The following is a 25,049-nucleotide window of genomic DNA, read 5'->3' as shown; positions in this document are numbered from 1 at the left end:
ACGATCCGTAGAAGATTCACCGGTGGCTCCGCTTTCCGATCCATGCGCGCGCTGCTATGAACGACGGGGATCCGACCGCTCTTCAAGGGAGAAGACATTGCAGACCCGTGGAGCCATCATCCGGCAAGCACCTGGGCAGTACGAGGTCGTGGATCTCGAGATCGACGACCCCCGCGACAACGAGGTGCAGGTCCAGATGGTGGCGTCGGGCATGTGCCACTCGGACGACCACATGGCCACCGGTGACATGACGCCGGGCATCTACCCGTTCGCGGGCGGTCACGAGGGCGCAGGCATCGTCACCAAGGCGGGGCGCAACGGCAAGGGGCTCAAGGAGGGCGATCACGTCGTCTTCTCGTTCCTGCCGGCCTGCGGGCACTGCCGCTGGTGCGCGTCGGGCATGCAGAACCTCTGCGACCTCGGCGCCACCCTGCTGTCCGGGGCGCGGTGGGGCGACCCCACCGACTTCCGGGTCAAGCTCGCCGACAGCGGCCAGCCGGTGGGCCAGATGTGCGGCATCTCGACGTTCCTGCAGACCACCACGGTGTCGGCGGACTCCGCGGTGAAGGTGCCTGACGACATCCCGCTGGACAAGGCCTGCCTGGTGGGGTGCGGCGTGGGCACCGGGTGGGGCTCCGCGGTGAACGCCGCGCAGGTGCAGCCCGGCCACACCGTGATCGTCATGGGCATCGGCGGGATCGGCATCAACGCCGTGCAGGGCGCCGCCCACGCCGGAGCGTCCAACATCATCGCCGTCGACCCGGTGGCGTTCAAACGGGAGAAGGCGCAGGAGCTGGGCGCCACGCACGCGGTGGAGTCCATGGAGGAGGCCACCGAGCTCGCCCGGCAGTTCACCAACGGCCAGGGCGCCGACTCGGCGATCGTCACGGTGGGCGTCACCACCGGTGAGCACGTCGCGCAGGCGTTCTCGGCCATCCGGAAGGCGGGCACCGCCGTGGTGACGGGGCTCGGCGACATGACCGAGGCCAACCTGCCGATCGCGATCTCCGAGCTCACGCTGTTCCAGAAGCGGCTGCAGGGCGCGATGTTCGGCATGTCCAACCCCAACTGGGACATCCTTCGGCAGCTGCAGCTCTACCGCGACGGAGTGCTCAAGCTCGACGAGCTGATCACCAAGACCTACTCGCTCGACGAGATCGCGCAGGGCTACCAGGACATGCACGACGGCAAGAACATCCGTGGCGTCATCGTCTACTGAGGTCGCACCGGTCGGCCTGCGTCGCGAGCGCGAGGTCCTCACCGTCGCGCTCGCGACCGGCCGGCACGTGGTCATCGAGGGACCGCCGGGCACCGGCAAGTCCACGCTGCTGCGCTCGATCGCCCGCGAGAACGGGCGGGCGGTCGTGTTCGTCGAGGGCAACGCGGAGCTGACGCCTGCGCGGCTCGTCGGGCAGTTCGACCCGGCGCAGGTCCTCGCCGAGGGCTACCACCCCGCGAGCTTCGTGGACGGCCCGCTCCTCACGGCGATGCGCGAGGGCGGGCTGCTCTACCTGGAGGAGCTCAACCGCGTCCCGGAGGAGACGCTGAACGTCCTGATCACCGTGCTCGCCGAGGGCGAGATCGCGGTGCCCAGGCTGGGGCCGGTGCGGGCCGGCCCGGAGTTCCGGCTGATCGCGGCGATGAACCCGTTCGACGCGATCGGCACCGCGCGGGTGAGCCAGGCGATCGCCGACCGGATGTGCCGGGTCGTCCTCGGCTACCAGGACGAACCGGCGGAGCAGGACATCACCCGCGCCGTGACGGGCCTGAACGGCCAGGTCGTCGATCTGGCGGTCGCCATGGCGCGGGCCACCCGCACGCACCGCGACGTCCGGATGGGTTCCTCGGTGCGCGGCGCGATCGACATGGCGCTCGTGCTCACGGGCCTCGCCGAGCTGCGCGAGGAGGCGGTGCCCGCGCGCGAGACCGGCCGCGACGCCGCGTACGCCGCGCTGTCGGGGCGGATCCGGATCGCCGACGGCGTGGACCGCACCCCGGAGTCCGTGATCGACGAGCTTCTCGACGCGCTCTGGCCCACCGACGACCCGCCGCCGGACGGCTCGGGAAAAGCTGAGGGCCCGCCGGCCCCACCGGCGGGCTTCCGGCCGCGGTCGCGGCCCGGTCGCGACCGCGCGGGCCGCACCCAGGGGCGGGCCCAGCTAGCGGCGCAGCACGCGGCGTTCGCCGACGTCTCGCCGGAGGTCGGCGCGCTCGACGACGCCGCGTTCGACGCCCTGCTCGCCCGCGACCCCGAGGGCGCGGCCGCGCTGCTCGCCGACCTCGCCGTGGCCACCGACGAAGGCCTGCGCGCGGCGGCTCGGCAGCTCGCGGGCCGGGTGTTCCTGCGGCTGGGCCGGGTCGGCCCCGCCCGCGCCCGCGGCACGCGGCGGCTAGCACCGGTGCCCCGCGGCGACGGCGACCTCGACCTGGACCGCACCCTCGACGCGTGGGAGCCCGGCGCCGGCCGCCGACCGCGCGCGGAGGACATCGTCACCCGCGGGTGGACCGCGTCGCGGCGGGCGGTCGCGCTCGCAGTCGACGTGTCGGGGTCGATGCAGGGGCAGGCCGTGGCGCTGGCGGCCGTCGCGGCGGCCGGGGTGGTGCTGGCTGCGGGCGACGGGCTCGTGCCGGCCGTGGTCGCGTTCGGCACGGGCGTGCGCGTGCTGCAGGCCCACGGCGTGCGACGCCCACCCGAGGAGCTGCTGTCCGACCTCGTCGCCCTGCGGGGCCACGGCACCACCGACCTCGCCGCCGGGCTGCGCGAGGCCGCGGGGCAGCTCGCGGGCGCGGCGGTCGACCAGCGGCTCGTCGTGCTGCTCTCGGACTGCCTGCACACCGCAGGCGACGACCCCGCCACCGCGCTGGAGGGCATCGACCGGCTGCAGGTGCTCGTGCCCCTCGGCGGCGCCGACGCCGAGGCGGCCGCGGCGGCGCTGGCCGGTCGCCGCGGCGGCCGGGCGCAGACCGTGCGCAGGCTCGCCGAGGTGGGGCCCGCGCTGACACGCGTGCTGGCCTGACCGTCGGGTCAGGCCGAGCAGAGGCGCTCCGTGGTGAGGTCGGGTCCCGGCACGTTGCCCGGGCCGAACCCGAACGGCTGGGCGATGCGCAGCCACTCCCCGGACTCGTGCAGGGCCCGCAGCTGGGCGTTCACGCCGTCGAGCAGGTCGTCGTCGCCGGGCCGGACCGCGAACGCGCCGGCCGGGACGATCGTCCGCCCGCCGATCACCGGGAAGAACCCGGGCGTGACCTCGACCGGGGTGTCTTGGGCGCCGGCGAGGGCGTTCCTGAGCGAGATGCCGGTGAGCGCGGCGCAGTCGGCCCGCCCCTCCGCCACCGCGATGAGCAGCGCCTGCTGGTCGGCGAGCTGCTGGACCTGGTCGTCCGGCACCCCGCTGTCGAGCGAGTAGCGGTACTCCACGGCGCCGCCGAGCACGGCCAGGCGCAGCCTGCGGTCGCGGACGTCGGCGAAGGTGCGCACGCCCTGCGGGTTGCCCGCAGGCACGAGGAACGCGGTGGGGGCGGTGTAGTCCGGCACCGAGAACGCGACGTCGCCGCAGCGGGCCGGCGTGACGAACATGCCCGCCGCGATCAGGTCGAACTGACGGGCGAGGAGGAGACCCGGGATCAGCTCGCCGAAGTCGACCGTGACCGGCCGGATCTCGGGCACGCCGAGCGCGCCGAACACGGCGCGGGCCACTTCCACCGCCTCGCCCGTGACGGCGCCGTCCGCACCGGTGTAGCCGTAGGGCGCCTCGTTGGCGATGCCGATGGTGACGACGCCGGCGTCGCGAGCGCGGCCGAGGGTGGAGCCGTCCGACGCGCAGCCCGCGAGCAGGGCGCCGCCACCCAGCGCCGCGGCGCCCAGCAGGAGCCTGCGGCGGGACCAGTGCTCGGTCATCGGTACTCCTCGATCCGCCTGCCGATCCCGAACGCGGCGGCCGCCGCCGCGAGCACCGCCAGCACCGACGGGCCGGCCGCCGTGCCGGCGAGCACGTCGTCCGCGCCGCGGACGTCGGCGGCCAGCGCCGTGCGCTCGGCGCCGATCACGTCCGCCAGCGCCGCCCCGAGCCTGTCGAAGGCGCTGCGGGAGGCGTCCGGGCCGGTCGGGGCCGCCTGCCACCACCCGGTGGCCGCGTCGCGCACCCCGTCGATACCCGCCGTGGCGGTGTCGCCCGCGGCCTGCCCGGCCGCCACGTCGAGCAGCCCGCCGGAACCGGTGATCGCCTCCATCCGGTAGGTGAACTCCCGGGAGTTCCCGCTGCTCTCCGCGGCTCGGGCCTGCAGGGCGGTGATGCGGGCCTCGTCCAGGGCCGCGGCCACCGCGTTGTGCCCGCGCGACGCGTCGAGCCGGTCGCTCGCGGCCACCGTGGCCACCGCCCACCACGCCAGCGCGGCCGCGAGCAGACCGAAGGCGACGACGAGGCCGGGGTTGAGGATGCGGTTGGTGCGCCGCAGCTCCCGGAACCCGGCGTAACCGGTGCCGAGGAGCGCGACGAGGCCGACGAGCAGCACGAACGCGGGTGACTCGCCCGCCCGCCGGTAGTTCTCCGCGAGCGCGGCGTCCTGGGCGCGCCGCAGGGCGTCGGCCGCGGGCAGGACGGTCGTGCGCATGAGGTCGGACGCGCGGGTGAGGGTGTCGCGGGCGCCCGGCGCCCCCTGCGCGCGCAGCGTCTGCGCCTCCCGAACCTGCGCTGTGTACCGGGGGAGCAGGTCGGCCATCCGCTCGATCAACGCGGCCTCCCGGCCGCCCGGCGGGAGCAGGCTCGCCGCGTGGGCCAGCCGCTGGGTGGCGCGCGCGACGTGGTCGTCGTAGCGGGCGACGACGCCCGGTGGTGGCGGCCCGTCGCTCGTGAAGCCGCTGATCGCCATCGTCTCGGCCTCGTGCAGCGACCGGTAGAGCTGGCCCCCGTCGGTGGCCGCGGCGGCCACCCGCGTGCCACCGGTGCCCACGGCGTCGGCCCTCGACCAGCCCGCCACGGCGCTGACCACGGCGGTGACGAGGCAGGCGACGACGAGCAGCGCGCGGAGCCGGGCGAGGCGGTGCGGGGTGGCGGTGCCGAACACGACCCGTCGCCCGAACGTGACCCCCACGTCTCACCCCCCCGGCCACGGAGCGTAGCGAAGATCGATCCGGGAGGCGTCCCGAACGGCTGCTCTATCCTCCGTTCGATCTCACGTGGGGGGAGAAGATGACCGGGAGCTCCGACGGTCCCCCGGCTGCCGTCGTCGCGAGCCGGTACCGCTTGAGTGAGCTCGTCGGTACCGGGGGCATGGGTGCGGTGTGGCGGGCCCGTGACGAGCTGCTCGGCCGCGACGTGGCGCTGAAGCAGGTGCGGCTGGACCCCGCGGACGTCGATCCGGAGCTCGCGCGGGAGCGGACGATGCGCGAGGCGCGGATCGTGGCCGCGCTGCACCACCCGAACATCGTGTCGATCTTCGACGTGGTGGTGGAGCAGGGGGTGCCGTGGCTGGTGCTGGAGTTCCTGCCGTCGCGCAGCCTGGGTGGGGTGCTGGCGGAGCGTGGCACCCTGCCGCCGCTGGAGGTGGCGGCGATCGGGGCGGACGTGGCGGGTGCGCTGGCCGCGGCGCACGCGGCGGGGATCGTGCACCGGGACGTGAAGCCGGACAACGTGCTGCTGTCGCGGCCCTCGGCCGCGGGGCCGGTGGTCAAGCTGACCGATTTCGGGATCGCGCACACGGCCGCGGCGCCTGCGCTCACGGCCACGCACGTGGTGACGGGCACGCCGGCGTATTTCGCGCCGGAGACGGCGCGGGGGGAGGGCACGGATCCGCGCACCGACGTGTACTCGCTCGGCGCCACGCTGTACGCGGCGGTGGAGGGGCAGCCGCCGTTCGGCACGGAGCCGGGCAACGTCCTCGCCCTGCTCGCACGCATCGGACGGGGCGGGGCGCCCGTCCCGCAGCGGGCCGGGCCGCTCACCGAGCTCCTGAGCCTGCTCACGGCCGACGACCCCGCAGACCGCCCCACCGCCGCGCAGGCGCACACCGCGCTCCGGGCGATCGCCGAGGGCCGCCCGCCCGCCGCTCCACCGCTCGACGGCGCGCCCGCCGACCCGGGGCCGCGGCGCGGGAGGCGGAGCGCGGCCGTGGCCGTCGCCATCACCCTCTCCGTGGTGGCGGGCGCCCTCGTGGCCCGCGCCGGCACGGGGCCCGGCGACGACGTGCCCCCACCGCCCACCGCGATCTCGGCCGCCCCGCAGACCGCGACCATCGCCGACCCGGACACGGCCGACCCGTGCTCGCTCCTCGACGTGGCGTCGGTGCAGCCGTTCGGAACCGCCACCCTCGACGCCGACAACGTCTCCTTCGTCGGCTGCCGCGCCGACATCGAGCGCCCCGACGGCGGCTCCGTCGGGTTCACCATCGCGTTCGAGAATGCGGCCGAGACCGCCCAGGTCGCCGGCGGGACCGAGTCGCAGGAGTCGGGCTACCCGGTCGTGCGCTACCCGCCGAGGGACGGGGTCTGCGAGCACCGCATCCGGCTCGCCGACAGCAACGCCGTGCTCGTGTCCGCCGTGAACTACGGCGACCCGACGGGCACCACCGACCTCTGCGCGATCGCCGACGCCGGACGCGCGGCCACCGTCGCCCGGCTCGTGGAGCGCGGCATCGGCACCCGCCCGCCGCTCAGCGCCACGAGCCCGCTCGCCCGCGTCCCCGCCTGCAGCCTGCTCGCGCGGGAGGAGATCAGCGCCGCCGTCGGCGACGCCCCACCCGCCCGGTCGCGGTTCGGCGACTGGGGCTGCAACTGGAACTCCGCCACCGGCGAGAGCGTGGTGGTGACGTACTACCGCGGCTACGCACTCAGCGAGGCCGACGGCGCACCCGCCGTGTTCGCCGGGCACCCCGGCGCCGTGCTCGCGCGGGAGGGGAACTGCTGGGTGCAGTTCGTGCAGCGCTCCTACGTCGCAGGCGGCACCGACCGCATCGAGTCGGTCTGGGTGACGTACTGGGGCTCCGGCACCGGAGCCGACCTCTGCAGCACCGCCACCACCCTCGCCTCGGCGGCGGCCGGCCGGCTTCCCCCGCCAAGCTAGGGATTGCCCCGCGCCGGCTGCCGCTCGTGGGGAGACGGCCTGGTCCTCCGGTGGCGCCGCGCATCGTGCGGGGCCGCTCCTCACGCGTCAAGGGCGCCTTCGGCGTCGCTGCGCGAGCGCTTCGCGCCCCGTGACCCGTGAGCCTCTGCGGCCCCTCCCGGGCGTACACGTGGGCAGGCAGGGCCTGCCCGGTGGGCGCGCGGCGCCACCTCCGGCCGGTCCCGCGGCCATGATCAGGGCTTTGGCGCGTTCCCGGGCGTTTTCGACACGGGAATGCGCCAACTCTCTGATCATGGGCCGAATTTGCGGCCCGGGGTGGTCGATCAAGGGGAGATGGTCGTTAGATGATCTCTGGGAGCGACCATTTGCCCTTGATCGCGGTGAAACCTCCGGCTCCGCCCCTCCAAGGAAAGCTGCCTCCTGGTGGCGCCGCGCCAGGTCAGGCAGGCCGCTGGCCGGCCCGCGAAGCGCCCCGGAGAATGCGCGGCGCCACCAGGAGGTCGTGCAATGAGGGCATGATCATCGAGTTGGCGCATTGTCGGGCGAAATCGACCCGGGAACGCGCCAACTCCCCGATCATGGGCCGTGAGGCCCGGGCCCCGCCCGCCTGCTGGGCGACTACATCCGGGCGGCGAACTCCGCCATCCGGTCCGCGGTGCCGTCCGCCTCGCCGAACCAGACGGCCACGGCGTCGGCGCCCGCCTCGGCGAGGGCGTGCGCCTCGTCCACGGTGCGCGTCAGCTCGTCCGCGCCGCCGGTCCAGGCCAGCCGGGTGCCGAGCCGCGGCGGGTGATCGGACAGCTCGTGCAGCCGCGCGGCGCACCGCGCGAACCCGGCGGCGTCGAGCCCGACCCCCTGCCACTCGTCGGCCAGCGTCGCCGCGCGGCGCAGGGCCGCGGGGCTCGACCCGCCGACCATGATCGGCAGGGGACCGGTGGGCACCGGCGCGAACACGCCCTGCTCCACGTGGTGGAAGCGGCCGTGGAACGCGCCGCCGTCACGGAAGAGGTGGCGCAGCAGGGCGATGTCCTCGTCGGTGCGGGCGCCGCGGGTCGCGAAGTCGGCGTCCACGGCGGCGAACTCCGCACGGTCCCAGCCCACGCCCACGCCGAGCACGGCCCGCCCGCCGGACAGCCGGTCCAGGGTGGCCACCTGCTTCGCCACGACGAACGGGCTGCGCATCGGCAGCACCAGCACGGACGTGCCGAGCCGGATCGTCGACGTGACGGCCGCGAGGTGGGCGAGGGTCATCAGCGGCTCGTACACGCCGCCGTACGTGGTGCCGTACGGCGCGGGTGGGAGGAGGTGGTCGGGCAGGTAGAGGGTGCGGTAGCCGAGCTGCTCGGCGGTGCCCGCGAGTTCCGCGAGCGTGCCGGGCGGCATGTCGGGCGACTCGTCGGGCAGCACCACCTCGAGATCCACGGCTCACCGTACCCGGGCGAGCAGCGAGCGGATCGCGGCGAGCCACTCGTCGCGGGCCTCCGCCCCGATGCCGTGCCCCGCCGCGATCTCGACGAGTTCGGCGCCGGGGATGCCGGCGGCGAGCCGGCGGGAGTGGTCCGGGGTGGCGAGGTCGTCCTCCGCGGTGGCGACCACGAGCGTCGGCACGTGGATCCGCGGCAGGTCGGGCCGGGTGTCGACCGCGGCCACGAGGTCGACGTGCTCCGGGCTGCCCGCCGGGATGTAGTCGGCGAGCGCGGCGACGCCGGCCTCGACCTGGTCGCCGCTCAGCGCGTCGAGGTGGGAGGCGCCCGTGCCGAGCAGGGTGAGGTAACGCGCGAGCAGCGTCCGGTCGCCGGTGGCGAGCAGGTCCCGCCACACGCGCACCGCGAGCCGGATCCGGTTGTCGGGGTACGCGAACCCCGCCGTGAGCACGAGCCCGTTCACCCGCTCCGGGTGCCGGACCGCGATCCGCACGGCCACCGCGGTGCCGAGCGAGTAGCCGAGCACCGTGAACCGCTCGACGCCGGCGTCTACCGCTGTGGCGACGAGCGCGTCGGCCACGTCGTCGAGGACGAGGGGCGTGGCGCTGCGCGGCGTGTCCCCGGAGCCCGGGTAGTCGGGGCCGACGACGGTGTGGGTGGTGGCGAGGTCGTCGAGGATCGGGCCGTAGTTGCCCGCCACGCTGCCGCCCCCGCCGTGGGCGAGCAGGATTCCCGGGCCGGAGCCCCGCATGACGTGCGCGAAATGTTCTGCCATGCGGCCGACGTTGGCGTTTGACACCGGTGTCAGGGCCAACGAGTCGTGGGGGAGATCACGTGCTGATCGGGGAGCTGGCGCGGCGCACGGGGGTGAGCCGGCGGTCGCTGCGCTACTACGAGCAGCAGGGCCTGCTGCGCGCGGAGCGTGACGTGCACGGCTACCGGCGCTACGGCCCCGGGTCCGTCCGCACGGTGGCCCGGATCCGCGCACTGCTCGGCGCGGGGCTGTCGACCGACGTGATCCGCGACGTGCTGCCGTGCGTCGCCGAGGGCGGCGACCCGATCGAGCTGGAGCTGTGCCCGGACCTCGTGCGCACGATCCGGCGCGAGCTCGCCGAGATGGACGCCAGGATCGACGAGCTGCAGAGCAGCCGCAGCACCCTGGCCGGCTTCCTCCCCGAATGCCGGCAAAGTGGCTTTACTGGCACATTGCGCCAGTAAAGCCACCATGCTGGCACTCCGCTCAGGTCTGCACCGGGCCGCTCGCCACCACCTCGGTGGGCACGGCGGGCATCTCGCGTCCGGGCTCGAGGGACACGGCGTAGGACGTGTACGGCGCACCGGTGGCGCCGATCTCGTGGATCCCCGGACCGGTGCCTGCGACGTCGAACGCGGTGAGCGGGCGCGGATCGCCCGTGCCGAGCCCCCACAGCACGTAGGTGGTGGCGCTGGTGTCGTTCGCGCCGAGCCCGGTGGTGACGACCGTGCCGGCGTCGGCGGTGACGAGCACGGCGGCCACGGGCTGCCCGGACCCGGTGCTGAGGACGGCGTGCGCGCTGCCGGGGGTGTCGAGCTGGGTGACGATCACGGCGAGCGCCTGTGCCTGCGCGGCCAGCGCGTCGCGTTCGCGGTGCACCTGGGCGGCGTAGCCGCCGAGGCCGCCGATCGCGATCAGCGCGGCCGCTGCGGCGGCCGCGACCAGGGACCGCGTCCTGGCCGGTCGTGGCCGGGCGAACCGGGGATGCGGCTGCACGGCGCCGACCTGCGGCGTCTCGGCCGCCGCGGCCATGAGGCTCGTGCGCAGCCGCACCGGCGGGTCGACCTGCTCCACGGCACCGCCCACCGCGGCGGCGACGACCTCGGTCTCGCGCACCGCCTCGGAGCAGGCGCGGCAGCCCAGGACGTGATCGCGCACCGCCGCCTCCTCGTCGGGGGCGAGGGCGTGCAGGGCGAGCGCCACCGCCTCCTCGTCCCACGGGCAGGGCTGCGCGCCGTCGGTGCCGGACCGGTGGTCCATCACGCACCCCCTCCCATCTCGGTGGCGATCTCGCCGAGCACCGGGCCGAGGGCCCCGCGCAACCGTCGCATGCCGGTGAACATCCGCGACTTCACCGTTCCCAACGGCACCCCGGTGAGCGCGGCGACCTCGCGTTGCGAGTACCCGCCGAAGTAGGCGAGTGTCAGCGCCTCCCGTTGCTCGGGGGGCAGCCGGCCGAGCGCATCGCGCACCTGTCCCGCTTCCATCGACTGCAACGCTCCCAGATCCGCGCCCGGTGCCGGCGGGATCGACCACTCCTGTCCCTCGTCGATGACGGCCACCGTGCGGCGGCGCACCGCGCTCTCGCGCCGTACGGCGTCGACCGACTTGTGGTGCACGAGCGTGAGGATCCACGTCGCGAAACCGCCACGGCCGGGGTCGAAGCGCTCGGGATCGCGCCAGAAGGCGAGGAAGACCTCCTGTACGACGTCCTCGGCGAGGTTGTCGTCGCGGCACACCCGGCGTGCGAGGGAGTAGGCCCGCCGGCCGTACCGGTCGTAGAGCGCGGCGAGCGCCGGATGCGCCCCCGCCGCGACGGCGCGGACGAGCTCCTCGTCGGGCGCATCGGCCTCGGCCACCGGCGCGGTCCTCACGTGACGTCGTTCGCACCGGAGTGGTCACCGGTTCGTGTGATGTGAACCATAGGGCTCAGAGGGCGCCTGCCAACCCCCGAACGGCGATGCCGAGACCGACCACGAGGACGAGTGCGGCCGTCAGCACGGGGGTTCGGCCGGCCGCCCGCCGCCGGAGGCGCTCGGGCACGCGGATCCGCTCCAGCCGGTCCCGCAGACCCACGAGCAGCAGCCCGGCCGCGGTGAGGGTGGCGGCCATCCCGAGCCCGTAGCAGAGCACGAGGACGACGCCGAACCAGCTCCGGCCGAGCCCGATCGCGCCGAGCAGCACGAGCAGGGCCGTTGGGCTCGGTACCAGCCCGCCTGCCACCCCGAGCCCGACCAGCGCGGCGCGGCCGTAGCGCCGGTCGTGCCCGTGCCCGTGGCCGTGCCTATGTCCGTGCCCGTGACCGTGGCCGTGCCCGGCCGCGACCGCGGCCTCCCCGCGCACCGCGGAGCGCAGCAGGCCCACCCCGACCCCGGCCACGAGCACGCCGCTCACCACCGCGAGAGCGCGCAGGACGCCGTCGGGCGCCACCGCCGTCGAGACGCTGACCAGCAGCCCGAGCACGAGCACACCGGCCGTGTGGGTCGCGGTGACGGTGGCGCCCACCAGCAGCGCGTCCCGGCGGGTGCCGCGGCGGCCGGCCAGGTAGGCCGCCATCACCGTCTTGCCGTGCCCGGGCAGCAGCGCGTGCGACGCCCCCAGCACGAGCGCCAGCGCCACGGCGAGCACGCCGACGCCCGCGGTCAGCTCGGCGCCGCCGACGAGGCGGGTGAACCACCGGTCGACCTCACCCAGCCAGCTGGTCACCGGTGCGAACCCGGACGGCCCCGCGCCGGCGCCCCCGCCGACCCCGGGCTCGACCCGGAGCACCGCCGAGCGCACGTCGAGGGGATCGGCGAGCAGGTCGACCGGGTACGCCCGCAACTGCCCGCTCACGCTCTCCACGGGCACCGTCGAGCCGGCCAGCCGCACGCCCGCGCCCGTCGCGGTGATCTCCCGCCACCCGATCCGGTCGGCGAGGTGGGAGTCGGCGAACCGCACCTCGGCGGCCCGGTCCAGCGCCGCCTCCGCCCGCAGCTCGCACTCGACGCGGGTGGTGGCGAGGCCTGCCTCGCCGGGAGGCGTCGTCAGGCCGGCGTGCACCACCGTCCAGGCCGCCTCGGAGCCGTCGACGGTGAGCGACACCGCCCCGGACACCGCGGCGCACTCGGCATCCGCGCCGCCCTGCGCCTCGGCGGGCGAGACGGTGCCGTCGCCGTCGCGGTCCAGCACGGGGGTCAGCTGCAACGTCGGGATCTCGGCGTGGTCGACCACCGCGGAGAGCTCGACCCGGTCGGCGTACAGGCGCAGACCGTCGTGGTGGTTGACCGTGACGTCGCCCAGCGGGTGGGCCTGCGCGTCCTGCGCGGGCAGCGCGAGCGTGGCCACCGCGGCGAGCGCGGCGGCCGCGCCTGCCCGCGACCACCAGCGGGTCATCGCGCGGCCCCCAGTGCGTCGAGGGTCTGCCGGGCGACCGGGGCGTGCAGGGGTGAGAAGTGCGGGTTGGTGCGCAACGCCTCCTCGAGGGCACCGATGGCGTCGCCGGTGCGGCCGAGCGCGGTCAAGATCATGCCGCGGTGGAAGGCGACCGTGGCGTCGCGCCGCCCGAGCCCTGCGGCCTGCTCGGCGTACGGGAGCGCCTCGGCGTCGCGGCCGGCCTTGTGCAGCGCCCATGCAAGCGCGTCCGCGGTGAACACGCTGTGCCGCCGGTCCCACTCCGCCTGCGCCGAACGCAGCGCCTCCGCCGGGTCGCCGTGGTCGGCCGCGACCTGGGCCGCCACGAGATCGTCGGACGAGCCCTGCGCGGCGTAGAGCCGCTGCTGGTCGGCGATCAGCCGGTACTGCGCCCGCGCCTCGTCGACCCGACCGGCCGACTCCAGCAACTCCCCGTACTCCAGCAGGTACTGCGCGAGCGGCACCCGCTCGGTCAACAGCCGGTAGCCCTCGACGGCCTCGTCGGTGCGCTCGCGCGCGGCGAGCACCTTCGCCCGGCCCTGCAGCAGCGCCGGGTCACCGGGCACCGCGGCGAGGCCGCGGGCGTACTGGCTCTCCGCCTCGTCGAGGTTCCCGCGACCCCATGCCAGCTCGCCCAGGTGGTAGCGGCAGAACGCGATCTCGTCGCGGCCGGTCGCGGCCTCGAGGGCCCGTTGCATGGCCGCCACGGCACCGTCCGTGCGGCCGTGCAGCTCCAGCTCGTACGAGGCCCGGGTGAACGACGCGACGCCCGGGCGCAGGTCGAGCATCCGCTGCACCGCGGCCGTGGCGGCGGCGGTGTCGCCGAGCTGAGTGGTGGCGTCCGCGAGCACCCCGTGGGCCTCCACGCTCGCCGGGTTGAGGGCCACCGCGTCCTCGGCGTACCGGCGGGCGGCGGCGAAGTCGTGCCGGGCGCCCGCGAGCGCGCCGAGTCCGGTGAGCGCCGCGGCGTTCCCGTCGGGCTGCAGCTGGACGGAACGGTCCAGCGCACCCTGCGCCTGCGGGTAGTAGGCCGGATTGGCGAGCGCCCTGGCCTGCTCGACGTACGCGGCGCCCAGGTTCGCCCACGTCACCGGGTCGTCGGGGACCCGGCGCAGGCGGTCCCGCAGCTGCTCGATCGAGGCGGTGAGCCGGTCGCCGACCGGCTGCGGGACCGCTGCCGGCAGCGTGGCCGGCCAGAACGCCTGCCCGACGACGAACAGGCCCGCGATCACGAGGGCGGCGACGGGGAGGACCCGGCGCCACAGCGCCCGCGGAGCGGGCGGCAGGGTGGAGGTCGACATGCGAAGTCCTGTCCGTGGGCGGGAGGGGTGGGGGGCACGGGGGCGGCCCGATCGGTCAGGGCCGCCCCCGGCCGGTCAGCGTGGCGGCGCCGGCGGACCGGCGTGGTCGGCCGGCCCCGGTGCGGTGGGGGCGGCCCGGCCGCGTCGCCGCACGGCGAGCAGCGCCACGCTGGTGGCGAGCAGCGCGCCACCGATCCCGGCGCCCAGCGCGATCGGCATCATGGGCGAGCTGAACGCCGCGTTGCCGACCCAGGAGTCGCTGGCGGTCGGGATGCCCGCGTCCCCTCCGCCGGTGGTGGACGGCCCGGTCACCGCCGACGGCTTCGTGCCGCCCGTGTCCGCCCGGGTCTCGTTGCCGGGCAGCGCGACGTAGGGGAACTCGTCGAGGAACGCGACGTCGTTGGCGTCCACCGCGTCGCCCGCGGCCAGCGCGTCGACCAGCGTCCCGGCCTGCGCCGCGCCCGCTACCGCCTGCACCTCGATGTCGATCACGTCATCGGTGAGCCGCCGCCCGTTCGGGAAGCCCTGCAGGTCGCCGCCCAGCACGCCGAGCCGGTTCGGGTCGTCCGCCGGAGCGATCGACGTGTTCAGCCTCAGCATCTCCGAGGGCTGGAACCGCTTCGGGTCGGTGTCGGCGTTGAGCACGTGGCTGTTCAGGTCCGCCTGGATCGGCGGCGGCGACCCGTCCAGCGTCGGCGCGTTCTTCGCGATCCCGGTCAGGAAGATCTCGACCAGGTCGTTGCGCGGCGTCGCCGGAGCCGGCACGCCGTAGATGCCGTCGAGGAGCCTCGCCACCTCCGGCTCGGTCACCCGTGCGACGACGTCCGGGATCGTGGCGTCCTTCACCGGGGTCAGCCCGTTGAAGGCGTCCTTCAGGCCCGCGGGCAGCACGACCTCGTTGACGAGCGGGTTGCCCAGTCGCGACACCTGCACCGGCTCGCCGACCGCGGTCGCTGTGCCCGGGGACAGCTGCAGCGAGCGCCGCTCCGTGTCGCTCCACACGCCGATCACGGGGTTGCGCTCCGGGTCACCGTTCGCTGTGACCTCCGTGAGCGGCACCTGCAGCGCCACCGTGTTGACGTTGGTGCCGGCGAGGGTGTCCTGGCCGACCTCGGACAGGTCGCCGCCGTAGAGCAGGTCGAACACGCGCAGGTCGGCGAAGAACGGGTCCTCGGCCGAGCCGACGTAGACCTTCCCGCCGCCGGGCACGTCCTTGATCGCCTGGTCGCGCAGCGCCGCGTAGTCCGGGATCGACGCCGCCCCCAGCTGCGAGGGCGCCACCTGGCCCTCGAGGAGCTTCGTCCAGCCGCCGCCCTTGCTGACCGACAGCGTGTAGTGCTGGCGGAACAGCAGGTTCTCGTCGTCCAGGCTCGTGACCGGGCCGTCGTTGTAGAGGAACGTGTCGTTGCCCCGCCGGTCCTGCGTGGTGAACGTGAGCCGGTAGCCGACGTCGGGCTTCGCGTTGCCGTCGGTGTCGATGTTGATGTCGTAGTTCGCGTCGGTGGCCCACGGGTAGAACGTGGGCCCGCCATTGGGTTCCTGGAGCCCGAACCAGTTGGCGACGAACGTCACCGTGTCCGGCCGGTCGGGGCTGACGAACGCGTACAGGTCCGTGTTGTCCACGGCCGGGTCCGCGGCGATCAAGGGCGCTTCGCGGTGGCTCGAGGCAGCGGCCGGACCTGCTCCGGTGCCGGCCAGCACGGCGCCGAGCAGCACCGTGCCGACTGCCGCCGAGACGGCTGATGTGCGACGGGACATGCGCTTCCCTCCATGGGCAGCACGAGACGACCGGGTGAACGGCCCCCGCCGTCCCGGTTCTGGTGAACGGATCGACCGCCGGCCGCAGACCCGGGCGTGTGGGTCCGGGTCGTGCCGGTCTGCCCATGCCTTCGCACGACCCCCCGCCCGCGGTTCGGCTCCTGCGTAGGGTGATCTGCGTGGGCACCATCGTCTCCTTCCACGCACACCCCGACGACGAGTCGATCGCCACCGCGGGCACCCTCGCCAAGGCGGCCGCGGCCGGCCACCGGGTCGTGCTGGTCTTCGCCACCCGCGGGGAGCTCGGCGAGCCCGTCCCGGGCGTGCTGGAGCCGGGCGAGCAGCTCCCCGTGCGCCGTTCCGCGGAGTGCTACGCCTCGGCAGCGGCGATCGGGGCCAAGCGCGTGGAGTTCCTCGGCTACACCGACTCCGGGATGATGGGCGAGCCGGCCAACGACGCGCCCTACTGCTTCTGGCAGGCGGACGTCCAGCACGCGGCGCGCCGCCTCGCGGTCATCCTCGACGAGGAGGAGCCGGACGTCCTCACCGTCTACGACGACAACGGCGGCTACGGCCACCCCGACCACATCCAGGTGCACCGGGTCGGCATGCGCGCCGCCGAGCTGTCCGCCGTCCCGGTGGTGGCGCAGCACACGATCAACCGCGACTGGATGATCCGCGGGATGCGCGGCATGGCCGAGTCCGGTCAGATGCCGGAGGGCTGGGAGCCCCCGAACTTCGACGCCCCGACGTTCGGCAAGCCGGAGGCGGAGATCACCCACCGCGTCGAGGCCGTCGACTTCGTCGAGCAGAAGCGGGCCTCGATGCGGGCGCACGCGAGCCAGATGGCGCCGGACCACTTCCTGCTCGCGATGCCCGACCCGGTGTTCGCGCTGGGGATGGGCACGGAGTTCTACATCGTCGACCCGGTGCCCAGCCCGGCGGCGTCCGAGCTGTTCGAGGAGCTGTTCACGCCGCTACGGTGATCTTGTGGACCCGCTGCTGCGCACGATCGTCCGGAAGACGTTGCGGGTGCCGGGGAGCACCGCCCCCGGTGGCGACGGGGCAGCCGTGGCCCGCCAGCTGGACGCCGTGCTCGCCGGGGTCGGGTTCGTGGCCGACCGCGAGCTGCTCGAGCACGTGTCGGGCCGCGCGCCCGGTGCGGCGACGGATCTCGCCGTGGAGGTCGTCGGCGCGGTCCGCGAACTGGTCGGCGACCACGTCGAGCACAACTCGTACTTCCCTTCCCCCTCCTCGCACCAGGCCCATCGCGCCTCGATGGTCACGCCGCCTCTGTGACGGGGCGGCGCAGCCGGCCGCGCACCACGAGCTCGAGCACCACTGCCACCGCGAGCACACCCGCGACGGCGAGCCCCGGTCCGATGACGACCCCGGTCGATCCCATGCCGGGATCATCGACCCTCCCGGCCGCGCGCCGCGTGGAGCCGCAACGTGGGGCCCACCACCCGGGCTCGGCCTTCGACGACGGGTAGAGCTAACATCCCGAGCTGGGCCACCCGGCCCACCTTCGTGCCGCCGGCAGTTCCAGGAGGACCAGTGACCGCCGTCGCCCCCAAGCCGATCGCGCCGGAGTACCCGGCGCGACAGTCGCCCAAGGGCTCGACCTTCCTGAAGATGCTGCGGACGACCGACCCCAAGGACATCGCGATCCTGTACCTGGTCACGTCGTTCGCCTTCTTCCTCGCCGGCGGGGCGATGGCGCTGCTGATCCGCGGTGAGCTGGCCGTTCCCGGACTGCAGTTCCTGTCCACCGAGCAGTACAACCAGCTGTTCACGATGCACGGCACGATCATGCTGCTGCTGTACGCGACGCCGATCCTGTTCGGCTTCGCGAACTACATCGTGCCGCTGCAGATCGGGGCCCCGGACGTCGCGTTCCCGCGGCTGAACGCCTTCTCGTACTGGCTGTTCCTGTTCGGCGGGCTCACCGTGCTGTCCGGCTTCCTCACCCCGGGTGGGGCCGCCGACTTCGGCTGGTTCGCCTACACCCCGCTGTCGGACGCGATCCGCTCGCCGGGCGCGGGCGCCGACCTGTGGATCGTCGGCCTGGTGATCGGCGGTCTCGGCACGATCCTCGGTGGCGTCAACTTCATCACAACGATCGTCTGCATGCGCGCGCCCGGGATGACGATGTTCCGGATGCCGGTCTTCACCTGGAACATCCTGGTCACGGCGATCCTCATCCTGATCGCGTTCCCGGTGCTCACCGCCGCGCTGCTGGGCCTGCTGGCCGACCGCCACTTCGGTGCCCACGTGTTCGACCCCGCCAACGGCGGCGTGATCCTCTGGCAGCACCTGTTCTGGTTCTTCGGCCACCCCGAGGTCTACATCGTCGCCCTGCCGTTCTTCGGCATCGTCAGCGAGATCTTCCCGGTGTTCAGCCGCAAGCCGGTGTTCGGCTACAAGACGCTGATCTACGCGACGATCGCGATCGCGGCCCTGTCGGTGGCCGTGTGGGCCCACCACATGTACGCCACGGGCGCCGTGCTGCTGGCGTTCTTCTCCTTCACCACCTTCCTCATCGCGATCCCCACGGGCGTCAAGTTCGTGAACTGGATCGGCACCATGTGGAAGGGCCGCCTGACCTTCGAGACGCCGATGCTGTTCAGCGTCGGCTTCCTCGCCACGTTCCTGTTCGGCGGCCTCACCGGCATCCTGCTGGCCTCGCCGCCGCTGGACTTCCACGTCTCGGACACCTACTTCGTGGTGGCGCACTTCCACTACGTGCTGTTCGGCACGATCGTGTTCGCCACCTACGCCGGGATCTACTTCTGGTTCCCGAAGATGACCGGCCGGTTCCTCGACGAGACGTGGGGGAAGGTCCACTTCTGGCTCACGTTCGTCGGGTTCCACCTCACGTTCCTCGTGCAGCACTGGCTGGGCAACGAGGGCTTCCCGCGCCGCTACGCCGACTACCTGCCGATCGACGGGTTCAACGCGCTGAACGCGGTGTCCTCGATCGGGGCGTTCGTGCTCGGCGCCTCCACCCTGCCGTTCCTGTGGAACGTCTTCCGCAGCTACCGCTACGGGCGCGTGGTCACCGTCGACGACCCGTGGGGCTTCGGCAACTCGCTCGAGTGGGCCACGTCCTGCCCGCCGCCGCGGCACAACTTCACCGAGCTGCCCCGGATCCGCTCCGAGCGCCCGGCGTTCGAGCTGCACTACCCGCACCTGGTGGAGCGCTTCCGGAACGAGGCGCACATCGGGCACGCCGACCCGGGCGAGCTCGCCTCGGCGAAGATCGGTGGGGAGACGCTGCCCAGCGACGATCCGAAGTCGCGCTAGGCAGCGCGGCCACCGCATCGATGACCACCAGTCGATGACAGACACCGGCACGAGCGTCCTCATCACGGTCACGGGCCCGGACCGGCCCGGTGTGAGCTCGGTGCTGTTCGCCGCGCTCACGCGCCACGGCGTCGACCTGGTCGACGTCGAGCAGGTGGTGATCCGCGGCCGGCTGACCCTCGGCGTCGTGGTGGAGGCCCATCACGACCCGGAGGGCCTGCAGGAGGCCGTCGAGCAGGCGATGGCGAGCATCGCCATGCAGGTGCACACCACGCTCGAGGTGCGCGACGACCTGGCGGCCCGCCGGTACTCCTCGCACGTCGTGGTGCTGCTCGGCAGGCCGATCACCGCGCGCGCGTTCGGGTCGGTCGCGGCCGCGCTCGCCGACGTGGGCGCCAACATCGACTCGATCCGCCGCGTGGCCGACTACCCGGTCACCGCGCTCGAGCTGATGGTCTCGCCGGAGCCGGGCGGCGGCAGTGAGAACTACCCGCCCGGCACCCTGCGGGCGCGGCTCGTGGAGGTGGCGCGCACCGCGGGCGTCGACGTGGCCGTCGAGCGCGCGGGGCTGGCCCGACGCAGCAAGCGGCTGATCGTCTTCGACGTCGACTCGACGCTCGTGCAGGGCGAGGTCATCGAGATGCTCGCGGCCCACGCCGGAGCCGAGGCCGAGGTCCGCGCCGTCACCGAGGCGGCGATGCGCGGCGAGCTGGACTTCTCCGAGTCGCTGCGCCGCCGCGTGGCCGTGCTGGAGGGGCTGCCCGAGACGGTGCTCGACGAGGTGGCGGCGAAGCTCGAGCTCACGCCCGGCGCCCGCACCACGATCCGCACGCTGAAGCGGCTCGGGTTCCGCTGCGGGGTCGTCTCCGGCGGGTTCACGCGGGTGATCAAGGGTCTGGTCGACGAGCTGGGGCTGGACTTCTGTGCCGCCAACGAGCTGGAGATCGTCGACGGCAGGCTCACCGGGCGGGTCGTGGGTGAGATCGTCGACCGGCCGGGCAAGGCAGTGGCGCTGCGCCGGTTCGCCGACGGCTTCGGGGTGCCCCTGGAGCAGTGCGTGGCGGTCGGCGACGGCGCCAACGACATCGACATGCTCTCCACCGCCGGGCTCGGCGTCGCCTTCAACGCCAAGCCTGCGCTGCGCGAGGTCGCCGACACGGCGCTGTCGCACCCGTACCTGGACGTCGTGCTCTTCGTCCTGGGCATCACCAGGGACGAGGTCGAGCGCGCCGATGCCGCCGAGGGTGTGCTGCGCCGCGTCCCGATCCCCTGAGGAAGCAGGAGATGCGCGGGCGCGTTGGGGACGGCGTGAACGCTGATCAGTCGCTCGCCGAGGCACCCGTGCTGGCCCCACTGGCGGCGCGGTACGAACGCGGAGCCGAGCCGGTGTCGGACGGGATCGTCCGCGCGATGCCGGTCGTCCTGCGGCTGGAGCGCCCGCCCGCGGCCCGCACCCCCGTGCTGGAGGCCGCGGCCGCCGCCGCGTTGGCCGTCTGCCTCGACCCGCGGGCCCAGCCCGGGGGCGAGTGGCACGACAGCGTGTCGATCTGGGTGGCCACGCAGATCCGCAAGATCGCCCGCCGGGCCCGCGGCGCGCACTGGGCGGCCGTGCAGGAGTTGCCCGGCGTCACGTGGGAGGTCGACGGCGCGCAGGTGCGGGCGCTGCTGCCGGGTCCGGTGGACGAGGTGCCGAAGGTGGTGTCCCGGCTGCAGATCGGGGGCACGGACCTCGAGCCGGACGAGCCCGGCCCCGTGCCGCCCGGTGCGCCGGTGATCTGGGTGAACGCAGGGCTGGACCTGACGGTCGGCAAGGCGGCCGCCCAGGTGGGGCACGCCTCGATGCTGTACGCGGCAGCCCACGGCCTGACCTCCGTGCCGCACTTCGCGGTGCGCGACGCTGAGCCCGACCGGTGGGCACAGCTGTGCGCCGCGGCCGGGCGCGGCGAGGCGGTGGCGGTGCGGGATGCGGGGTTCACCGAGGTGGCGCCCGGCACGATCACCTGTATCGCCACTTCGTCCTGAGGTCGCCCGGCACGCGTCCCCCCACCCCGCCCCGGCGAGTCCCGCGTCCTACGAGCCGAGATACGCGTTTCGTCCCGGGTGCGGCGTCGTCGACGCGGGGGTTCCCCCGGGCGTTCGCGCCACCCGCCCGGCGTCTGTGGGACGTGCCCGACGATGTGGGCGGGTGTTCGAGTTCAGTGCCGCGTACCGCAGAAGAGCGCGGGTCGGGCGCCGGTGAGCTCCTCGGAGTGCGTCCACAGCCGTTCGGCCAGCCGGATGTCGTCGGCGGGGGCGCGCACCGGGAGCCGCTCCACCCGCATCGGGCCGTGGCCTTCGGAGCGCGTGCCGACGAACGTGCCGCCCTCGATGTCGCTGACGGTGGCCGCGTACACGACGGGCAGGGCCGCTTGCTCGGGCGCGCTCGCCGTCGTGGTGGTGTGCGGCGCCATGAGACAGCCGAGCAGCGTGGGTGCGCGGTCGACCTGCATCTCGGCACCGACCGTGCCCGGGTGGGCGAGCACGCTGCGCACTTCGGAGCCCGCGGCGCGCAGCTTGCGGTCGAGCTCCAGCCCGAACAGCATGCAGGCGAGCTTCGAGCGCGCGTAGGCGCGCATGGGGGAGTAGCGGCGCCCGCCGGTGAGGTGGTCGTCGCGGTCCAGATCCAGCTTCCCGAACCGGTACGTGGTGGAGCTGACCGTGACCACGCGCGGCTCCCACCCCCGGTCGAGCGCGTCGAGCAGGAGCATGGTGAGGGCGAAGTGGCCCAGGTGGTTGGTCGCGAAGTGGCTCTCCCACCCCTGCGCGTTGCGCCGCAGCGGTCCACCGGCGATGCCGGCCACATTCACCAGCGCGTCCACGGGCTCGGCCGTGACCGAGGCAGCGAACTCGCGGATCGAGTCGAGGTCGAGCAGGTCGAGCGGCCGGACCTCGGCGGTGGCGGCCGGGTGCTCGGCGAGCACCTCCGACCGGTGCCGTTCGGCCTTGGCGACGTCGCGCGCGGCCATCACCACCCGCGCCCCCCGCCGCGCCAGTTCGCGCGCGACGACGAGGCCGAGGCCCCCGCTCGCTCCGGTGACGATGACGCGGCGCCCCTGCTGGTCGGGGACGGCGCTCGGGTCCCAGGTGGTCACGCGAACTCCTAATCCTTGAGGGCTCAACGAGAATGCTTGATTGACTCAAGGAGATTGTCAAGCACTAGCATGGTGAGGTGATCCGCTCCGACCTCACCCCCGCGCTCGTCGAGCAGGTGTTCAGCATGGCCGGGGCGGTCTCGGAGGCGCTGCGGGCCGCCGTGCGCGAGGCCGGGATCACCGATTCGCTCGCCCACCTGGTCTGGGCGATCGACCCGGACGTCGACCCGATGCCGCTGCGCCAGATCGCCGGACGGCTGCACTGCGACCCGTCCAACATCACCCTGCTGGCCGACCGGCTCGAGGAGAAGGGGCTCGCCGAGCGGCGCCCCCACCCCGCCGACGGCCGCGTCCGCACCCTGGTGCTCACCCCCGCGGGCGAGCAGCTGCGCCGCAGCCTCATGGAGCGCGTGGGCGAGGTCTCCCCGCTCGCCGCACTCGACGTCGAGCAGCAACGCACGCTGCACGAGCTGCTGGCCACCGCACTGGAGAGTCGCCCCCGGCGTCGAGCGTGACCGTCGACCTCTGGCGTTCCGCCACCCCGGACGACGTCGAGTGGCTCTCCGTGCTCGCCGACTCCCGCCTCGACCTCGACGAACTCGCTTCCCGGATGCCGGCCTTCGTCTGGAGTGAGCTGCTCCAGCGCCACGCCAGCACGCCGCGCTGTTGTCGGAGCTCGCGGGGGACAGGGCAGCGGAGGAGGGTGTCTGTGGCGTGTCGACGGGATGGGCAGCGGCCCGCCGCTTGACGGCGACATCGGCACCCCGCCGCGTCGTCACAGGCCGGGATGCGCGGGCCGGGCCGTTCACAGTCGTGAACGTGGCTGCCTGGCCGGGCGCCGCGCGTCAGGCTCCCCGCAGCCGGCGCAGGGCGCCGTGCACCTTCTCCCGGTCGTCCGTGGCCCAGAACGGCGGCAGGCTGGCGCGCAGGAACCCGCCGTAGCGGGCCGTGGCCAGCCGCGAGTCGAGGATCGCGACGACGCCGCGGTCGTCCATGCCGCGCAGCAGCCGGCCGGCGCCCTGGGCGAGCAGCAGCGCCGCATGGGTGGCCGACACCGACAGGAAGCCGTTGCCACCGCGCGCATCGGTGGCGCGCTGGCGGGCCGCCACCAGCGGGTCGTCGGGGCGCGGGAACGGGATCCGGTCGATGATCACGCAGGACAGCGACGGCCCGGGCACGTCGACGCCCTGCCACAGCGAGAGCGTGCCGAACAGCGACGTGGCCTCGTCGGCGGCGAACTTCGCGACGAGCTGCATCGTGGAGTCCTCGCCCTGGCACAGCAGCGGCGTGTCGAGCCGCCCGCGCAGCGCCTCGGTGGCCTGCTTGGCCGCGCGCATCGAGGAGAACAGCCCGAGCGTGCGCCCACCCGCCGCCTCGACCAGCCCGGCGATCTCGTCGAGGTAGGACGGCGGCAGGCCGTCGCGGCCCGGCGGGGGCAGCCGCTTGGCGACGTAGAGGATGCCGCTCTTGGCGTGGGCGAACGGCGACCCGACGTCGAGGCCGGACCACTTCGGGGCGTCGGGGTCGGGCACCGGGTCGTCCGACTTCTGCACCGCGCTCTCCGGCGGCAGCCCCCACTGCCGGGCCAGCGCGTCGAAGTTGCCGCCCAGCGCCAGGGTGGCCGAGGTGAGCACCACGGTGGACCGGCCGAAGAGGCGCTCCCGCAACAGACCGCCCACCCACAGCGGGGCTGCGTGCAGCGACTTGTGCCGCGCGCCGTCGGGCCCCTGCTCGGCGACCCACACGACGTCGTGGCGCTTGGCCGGGTCGGGCTCGTCGAACGCGCCGAGCAGGCGCACCGCCGTGTCGGCGACGTCGTCGAGCGAGGCCTGGGCGATCTTGCGACCGGTGGCGGCCTCAGGATCCTCCCGCCGGTCGGATCCGAGCGCCTGCTTGCAGGCGGCCGCGGCGTCGCGCACCGCGGACAGCGCCCCCGCCGCAGCCCGCGGCAACGACTCCCAGCGCCCCGGCGGCAGGTCCTCCAGCACGAACCCGAGGCCCTCGCCCGCCTCGGCGAGCCGGTCGGCGACGGCCTGGTCGACGAGCTTTCCGAGCCGCCGCGCGGCGGCCGCCACCATCCCGGCGGTGAGCTCCGCCGTGGCGACGCCGGTGACGCGGTCGACCAGCTCGTGGGCTTCGTCGACGACCACGACGTCGTGCTCGGGCAGCACCGGCCGCCCCTCCAGCGCGTCGATCGCGAGGAGGGCGTGGTTGGTGACGACGATGTCGGCCTGGCCCGCCACCGCGCGCGCCTTCTCCGCGAAGCAGTCCTCACCCACCGGGCACTTGGCCACCCCGAGGCACTCGCGCGCGGTGACCGAGACCTGCCGCCACACCGAGTCGGGCACGCCGGGCACGAGCTCGTCGCGGTCGCCGGTCTCGGTGTCGTCGGCCCACTCGTGGATCCGCTTGACCGACCGGCCCATCGCCGAGATGGCGAACGGGTCGAACAGCTCGTCGCCCGGGTCGGTCTCGTCGCCGCCGTGCAGCTTGTTCAGGCACAGGTAGTTGCGCCTGCCCTTGAGGATCGCGAACGTGGGTGCCCGGCCCAGCAGCGGCTTGAGGGCCTTGGCCAGGCGCGGGAGGTCGCGGTCGACCAGCTGGCGCTGCAGCGCGATCGTGGCCGTGGACACCACCACCGTGGTGCCCTTCGCGGCGGCGTGGTGGATGGCGGGCACCAGGTAGGCCAGCGACTTGCCGGTGCCCGTGCCCGCCTGCACGGCCACGTGCTCGCCGCTGACGAGCGCCTTGCGCACGGCGTGGGCCATCGCGTCCTGACCCTCGCGGCGCGTACCCCCGACCGCCGTGACGGCCGCCTCCAACAGCTCCGCAACGCCGGGGAGTTCAGTGGCGGTGGGCACGCGGCGAGGCTACCGGCACACCCCGACGCCGCGGGCCGGAACTCCCGGACTCGTACACGTTGC

General features: G+C 74.3%; 22 protein-coding genes. 10 read left to right on the top strand and 12 right to left on the bottom strand.

All coding sequences use genetic code 11. The features are described from left to right. Window positions 1-97: 97 nt before the first annotated feature. Together ACFPL3_RS24420 and ACFPL3_RS24415 are read left to right on the top strand one after the other, a co-directional pair. On the top strand, window positions 98-1,219 hold the full coding sequence (locus tag ACFPL3_RS24420; protein ID WP_343946394.1) for an NDMA-dependent alcohol dehydrogenase: 1,122 nt from the start codon (window positions 98-100) through the stop codon (window positions 1,217-1,219). Continuing rightward, entirely contained in the window at window positions 1,200-3,017 is a 1,818-nt protein-coding gene (locus tag ACFPL3_RS24415) for an AAA family ATPase (RefSeq protein ID WP_379589664.1), read from the top strand. Before ACFPL3_RS24420 ends, ACFPL3_RS24415 begins: the two co-directional genes overlap by 20 nt. A gap of 8 nt (window positions 3,018-3,025) precedes the next feature. Here the strand turns inward: ACFPL3_RS24415 and ehuB are convergent, their stop codons facing one another. Together ehuB and ACFPL3_RS24405 are read right to left on the bottom strand one after the other, a co-directional pair. Continuing rightward, window positions 3,026-3,898 carry an ectoine/hydroxyectoine ABC transporter substrate-binding protein EhuB gene (gene ehuB / locus ACFPL3_RS24410; protein ID WP_343943501.1) on the bottom strand — a complete coding sequence of 291 codons (873 nt, stop codon included), beginning with the start codon at window positions 3,896-3,898 and terminating at the stop codon, window positions 3,026-3,028. Further along, entirely contained in the window at window positions 3,895-5,091 is a 1,197-nt protein-coding gene (locus ACFPL3_RS24405) for a hypothetical protein (RefSeq protein WP_379589663.1), read from the bottom strand. The genes ehuB and ACFPL3_RS24405 overlap by 4 nt, the downstream gene beginning before the upstream one ends. Before the next feature lie 98 nt (window positions 5,092-5,189). Between ACFPL3_RS24405 and ACFPL3_RS24400 the strand changes: the two genes are divergently transcribed. Then, on the top strand, window positions 5,190-7,058 hold the full coding sequence (locus ACFPL3_RS24400; RefSeq protein WP_379589662.1) for a serine/threonine-protein kinase: 1,869 nt from the start codon (window positions 5,190-5,192) through the stop codon (window positions 7,056-7,058). Between the two features lie 618 nt (window positions 7,059-7,676). Here ACFPL3_RS24400 and ACFPL3_RS24395 read toward each other — a convergent pair. Both ACFPL3_RS24395 and ACFPL3_RS24390 read right to left on the bottom strand, forming a co-directional pair. After that, window positions 7,677-8,480: a TIGR03619 family F420-dependent LLM class oxidoreductase gene (locus ACFPL3_RS24395; RefSeq protein WP_343945195.1), complete on the bottom strand. Its 804-nt coding sequence runs from the start codon at window positions 8,478-8,480 to the stop codon at window positions 7,677-7,679. A gap of 3 nt (window positions 8,481-8,483) precedes the next feature. Then, on the bottom strand, window positions 8,484-9,257 hold the full coding sequence (locus tag ACFPL3_RS24390) for an alpha/beta fold hydrolase (RefSeq protein ID WP_343945194.1): 774 nt from the start codon (window positions 9,255-9,257) through the stop codon (window positions 8,484-8,486). Window positions 9,258-9,316: 59 nt separating this feature from the next. Here ACFPL3_RS24390 and ACFPL3_RS24385 point away from each other — a divergent pair, with 59 nt between their 5' ends. Beyond that, window positions 9,317-9,700 carry a MerR family transcriptional regulator gene (locus ACFPL3_RS24385; protein WP_343945193.1) on the top strand — a complete coding sequence of 128 codons (384 nt, stop codon included), beginning with the start codon at window positions 9,317-9,319 and terminating at the stop codon, window positions 9,698-9,700. A 22-nt stretch (window positions 9,701-9,722) separates the two neighbouring features. Here the strand turns inward: ACFPL3_RS24385 and ACFPL3_RS24380 are convergent, their stop codons facing one another. The 5 genes from ACFPL3_RS24380 to ACFPL3_RS24360 all read right to left on the bottom strand — a co-directional run bounded on the left by ACFPL3_RS24380 (window position 9,723) and on the right by ACFPL3_RS24360 (window position 15,688). After that, the gene (locus ACFPL3_RS24380) at window positions 9,723-10,496 is read right to left on the bottom strand and encodes an anti-sigma factor domain-containing protein (RefSeq protein ID WP_343945192.1); all 774 of its coding nucleotides are present in this window, start codon (window positions 10,494-10,496) and stop codon (window positions 9,723-9,725) included. Next, window positions 10,496-11,110: an RNA polymerase sigma factor gene (locus ACFPL3_RS24375; protein ID WP_343945191.1), complete on the bottom strand. Its 615-nt coding sequence runs from the start codon at window positions 11,108-11,110 to the stop codon at window positions 10,496-10,498. The genes ACFPL3_RS24380 and ACFPL3_RS24375 overlap by 1 nt, the downstream gene beginning before the upstream one ends. Before the next feature lie 55 nt (window positions 11,111-11,165). Continuing rightward, window positions 11,166-12,611 (bottom strand): High-affinity nickel-transporter, encoded by a 1,446-nt coding sequence (locus ACFPL3_RS24370; RefSeq protein WP_343945190.1) that lies wholly within the window; start codon window positions 12,609-12,611, stop codon window positions 11,166-11,168. After that, the gene (locus tag ACFPL3_RS24365; RefSeq protein WP_343945189.1) at window positions 12,608-13,930 is read right to left on the bottom strand and encodes a tetratricopeptide repeat protein; all 1,323 of its coding nucleotides are present in this window, start codon (window positions 13,928-13,930) and stop codon (window positions 12,608-12,610) included. The genes ACFPL3_RS24370 and ACFPL3_RS24365 overlap by 4 nt, the downstream gene beginning before the upstream one ends. Before the next feature lie 75 nt (window positions 13,931-14,005). Then, window positions 14,006-15,688 (bottom strand): DUF4331 domain-containing protein, encoded by a 1,683-nt coding sequence (locus tag ACFPL3_RS24360; protein ID WP_343945188.1) that lies wholly within the window; start codon window positions 15,686-15,688, stop codon window positions 14,006-14,008. A gap of 179 nt (window positions 15,689-15,867) precedes the next feature. Here ACFPL3_RS24360 and ACFPL3_RS24355 point away from each other — a divergent pair, with 179 nt between their 5' ends. Together ACFPL3_RS24355 and ACFPL3_RS24350 are read left to right on the top strand one after the other, a co-directional pair. Then, window positions 15,868-16,674, top strand: a complete 807-nt coding sequence (locus ACFPL3_RS24355; RefSeq protein WP_343945187.1) for a PIG-L family deacetylase — start codon at window positions 15,868-15,870, stop codon at window positions 16,672-16,674. Between the two features lie 4 nt (window positions 16,675-16,678). Continuing rightward, window positions 16,679-16,987, top strand: coding sequence for a hypothetical protein (locus ACFPL3_RS24350; protein ID WP_343945186.1), 309 nt, complete (start codon window positions 16,679-16,681; stop codon window positions 16,985-16,987). On the opposite strand, the gene ACFPL3_RS24345 is transcribed toward ACFPL3_RS24350, so the two are convergent. After that, entirely contained in the window at window positions 16,971-17,093 is a 123-nt protein-coding gene (locus ACFPL3_RS24345; RefSeq protein ID WP_343945185.1) for a hypothetical protein, read from the bottom strand. The two genes, ACFPL3_RS24350 and ACFPL3_RS24345, sit on opposite strands and share 17 nt — an antisense overlap. Before the next feature lie 152 nt (window positions 17,094-17,245). On the opposite strand from ACFPL3_RS24345, the gene ctaD reads away from it, so the two are divergent. The 3 genes from ctaD to ACFPL3_RS24330 are packed head-to-tail and all read left to right on the top strand — an operon-like array spanning window position 17,246 to window position 21,016. Then, window positions 17,246-18,994, top strand: coding sequence for an aa3-type cytochrome oxidase subunit I (ctaD, locus tag ACFPL3_RS24340; RefSeq protein WP_343945184.1), 1,749 nt, complete (start codon window positions 17,246-17,248; stop codon window positions 18,992-18,994). A gap of 34 nt (window positions 18,995-19,028) precedes the next feature. After that, the gene (gene serB, locus ACFPL3_RS24335) at window positions 19,029-20,267 is read left to right on the top strand and encodes a phosphoserine phosphatase SerB (RefSeq protein WP_343945183.1); all 1,239 of its coding nucleotides are present in this window, start codon (window positions 19,029-19,031) and stop codon (window positions 20,265-20,267) included. A gap of 35 nt (window positions 20,268-20,302) precedes the next feature. Continuing rightward, the gene (locus ACFPL3_RS24330) at window positions 20,303-21,016 is read left to right on the top strand and encodes a peptidyl-tRNA hydrolase (protein WP_379589661.1); all 714 of its coding nucleotides are present in this window, start codon (window positions 20,303-20,305) and stop codon (window positions 21,014-21,016) included. A gap of 173 nt (window positions 21,017-21,189) precedes the next feature. On the opposite strand, the gene ACFPL3_RS24325 is transcribed toward ACFPL3_RS24330, so the two are convergent. Then, the gene (locus tag ACFPL3_RS24325; protein WP_343945182.1) at window positions 21,190-22,125 is read right to left on the bottom strand and encodes an SDR family NAD(P)-dependent oxidoreductase; all 936 of its coding nucleotides are present in this window, start codon (window positions 22,123-22,125) and stop codon (window positions 21,190-21,192) included. Between the two features lie 77 nt (window positions 22,126-22,202). On the opposite strand from ACFPL3_RS24325, the gene ACFPL3_RS24320 reads away from it, so the two are divergent. Continuing rightward, window positions 22,203-22,640, top strand: a complete 438-nt coding sequence (locus tag ACFPL3_RS24320; RefSeq protein WP_343945181.1) for a MarR family winged helix-turn-helix transcriptional regulator — start codon at window positions 22,203-22,205, stop codon at window positions 22,638-22,640. Window positions 22,641-22,970: 330 nt separating this feature from the next. On the opposite strand, the gene ACFPL3_RS24315 is transcribed toward ACFPL3_RS24320, so the two are convergent. Then, a complete protein-coding gene (locus ACFPL3_RS24315) occupies window positions 22,971-24,986 on the bottom strand; it encodes an ATP-dependent DNA helicase (RefSeq protein WP_343945180.1) in 2,016 nt (671 codons plus the stop codon). Window positions 24,987-25,049 lie beyond the last annotated feature (63 nt).

Origin of the sequence: Pseudonocardia zijingensis, assembly GCF_042657305.1 — a bacterium.
Classification (GTDB): domain Bacteria; phylum Actinomycetota; class Actinomycetes; order Mycobacteriales; family Pseudonocardiaceae; genus Pseudonocardia; species Pseudonocardia zijingensis.
This window is presented reverse-complemented; position numbering and strand designations above follow the sequence as displayed.

Excerpts from the sequence above, each read along its gene's own strand:
- ehuB (WP_343943501.1), bottom strand. The coding sequence starts at position 3,898 with ATGACCGAGCACTGGTCCCGCCGCAGGCTCCTGCTGGGCGCCGCGGCG.
- ACFPL3_RS24400 (WP_379589662.1), top strand. The coding sequence starts at position 5,190 with ATGACCGGGAGCTCCGACGGTCCCCCGGCTGCCGTCGTCGCGAGCCGG.
- ACFPL3_RS24390 (WP_343945194.1), bottom strand. The coding sequence starts at position 9,257 with ATGGCAGAACATTTCGCGCACGTCATGCGGGGCTCCGGCCCGGGAATC.
- ACFPL3_RS24380 (WP_343945192.1), bottom strand. The coding sequence starts at position 10,496 with ATGGACCACCGGTCCGGCACCGACGGCGCGCAGCCCTGCCCGTGGGAC.
- ACFPL3_RS24370 (WP_343945190.1), bottom strand. The coding sequence starts at position 12,611 with ATGACCCGCTGGTGGTCGCGGGCAGGCGCGGCCGCCGCGCTCGCCGCG.
- ACFPL3_RS24365 (WP_343945189.1), bottom strand. The coding sequence starts at position 13,930 with ATGTCGACCTCCACCCTGCCGCCCGCTCCGCGGGCGCTGTGGCGCCGG.
- ACFPL3_RS24360 (WP_343945188.1), bottom strand. The coding sequence starts at position 15,688 with ATGTCCCGTCGCACATCAGCCGTCTCGGCGGCAGTCGGCACGGTGCTG.
- ACFPL3_RS24345 (WP_343945185.1), bottom strand. The coding sequence starts at position 17,093 with ATGGGATCGACCGGGGTCGTCATCGGACCGGGGCTCGCCGTCGCGGGT.
- serB (WP_343945183.1), top strand. The coding sequence starts at position 19,029 with ATGACAGACACCGGCACGAGCGTCCTCATCACGGTCACGGGCCCGGAC.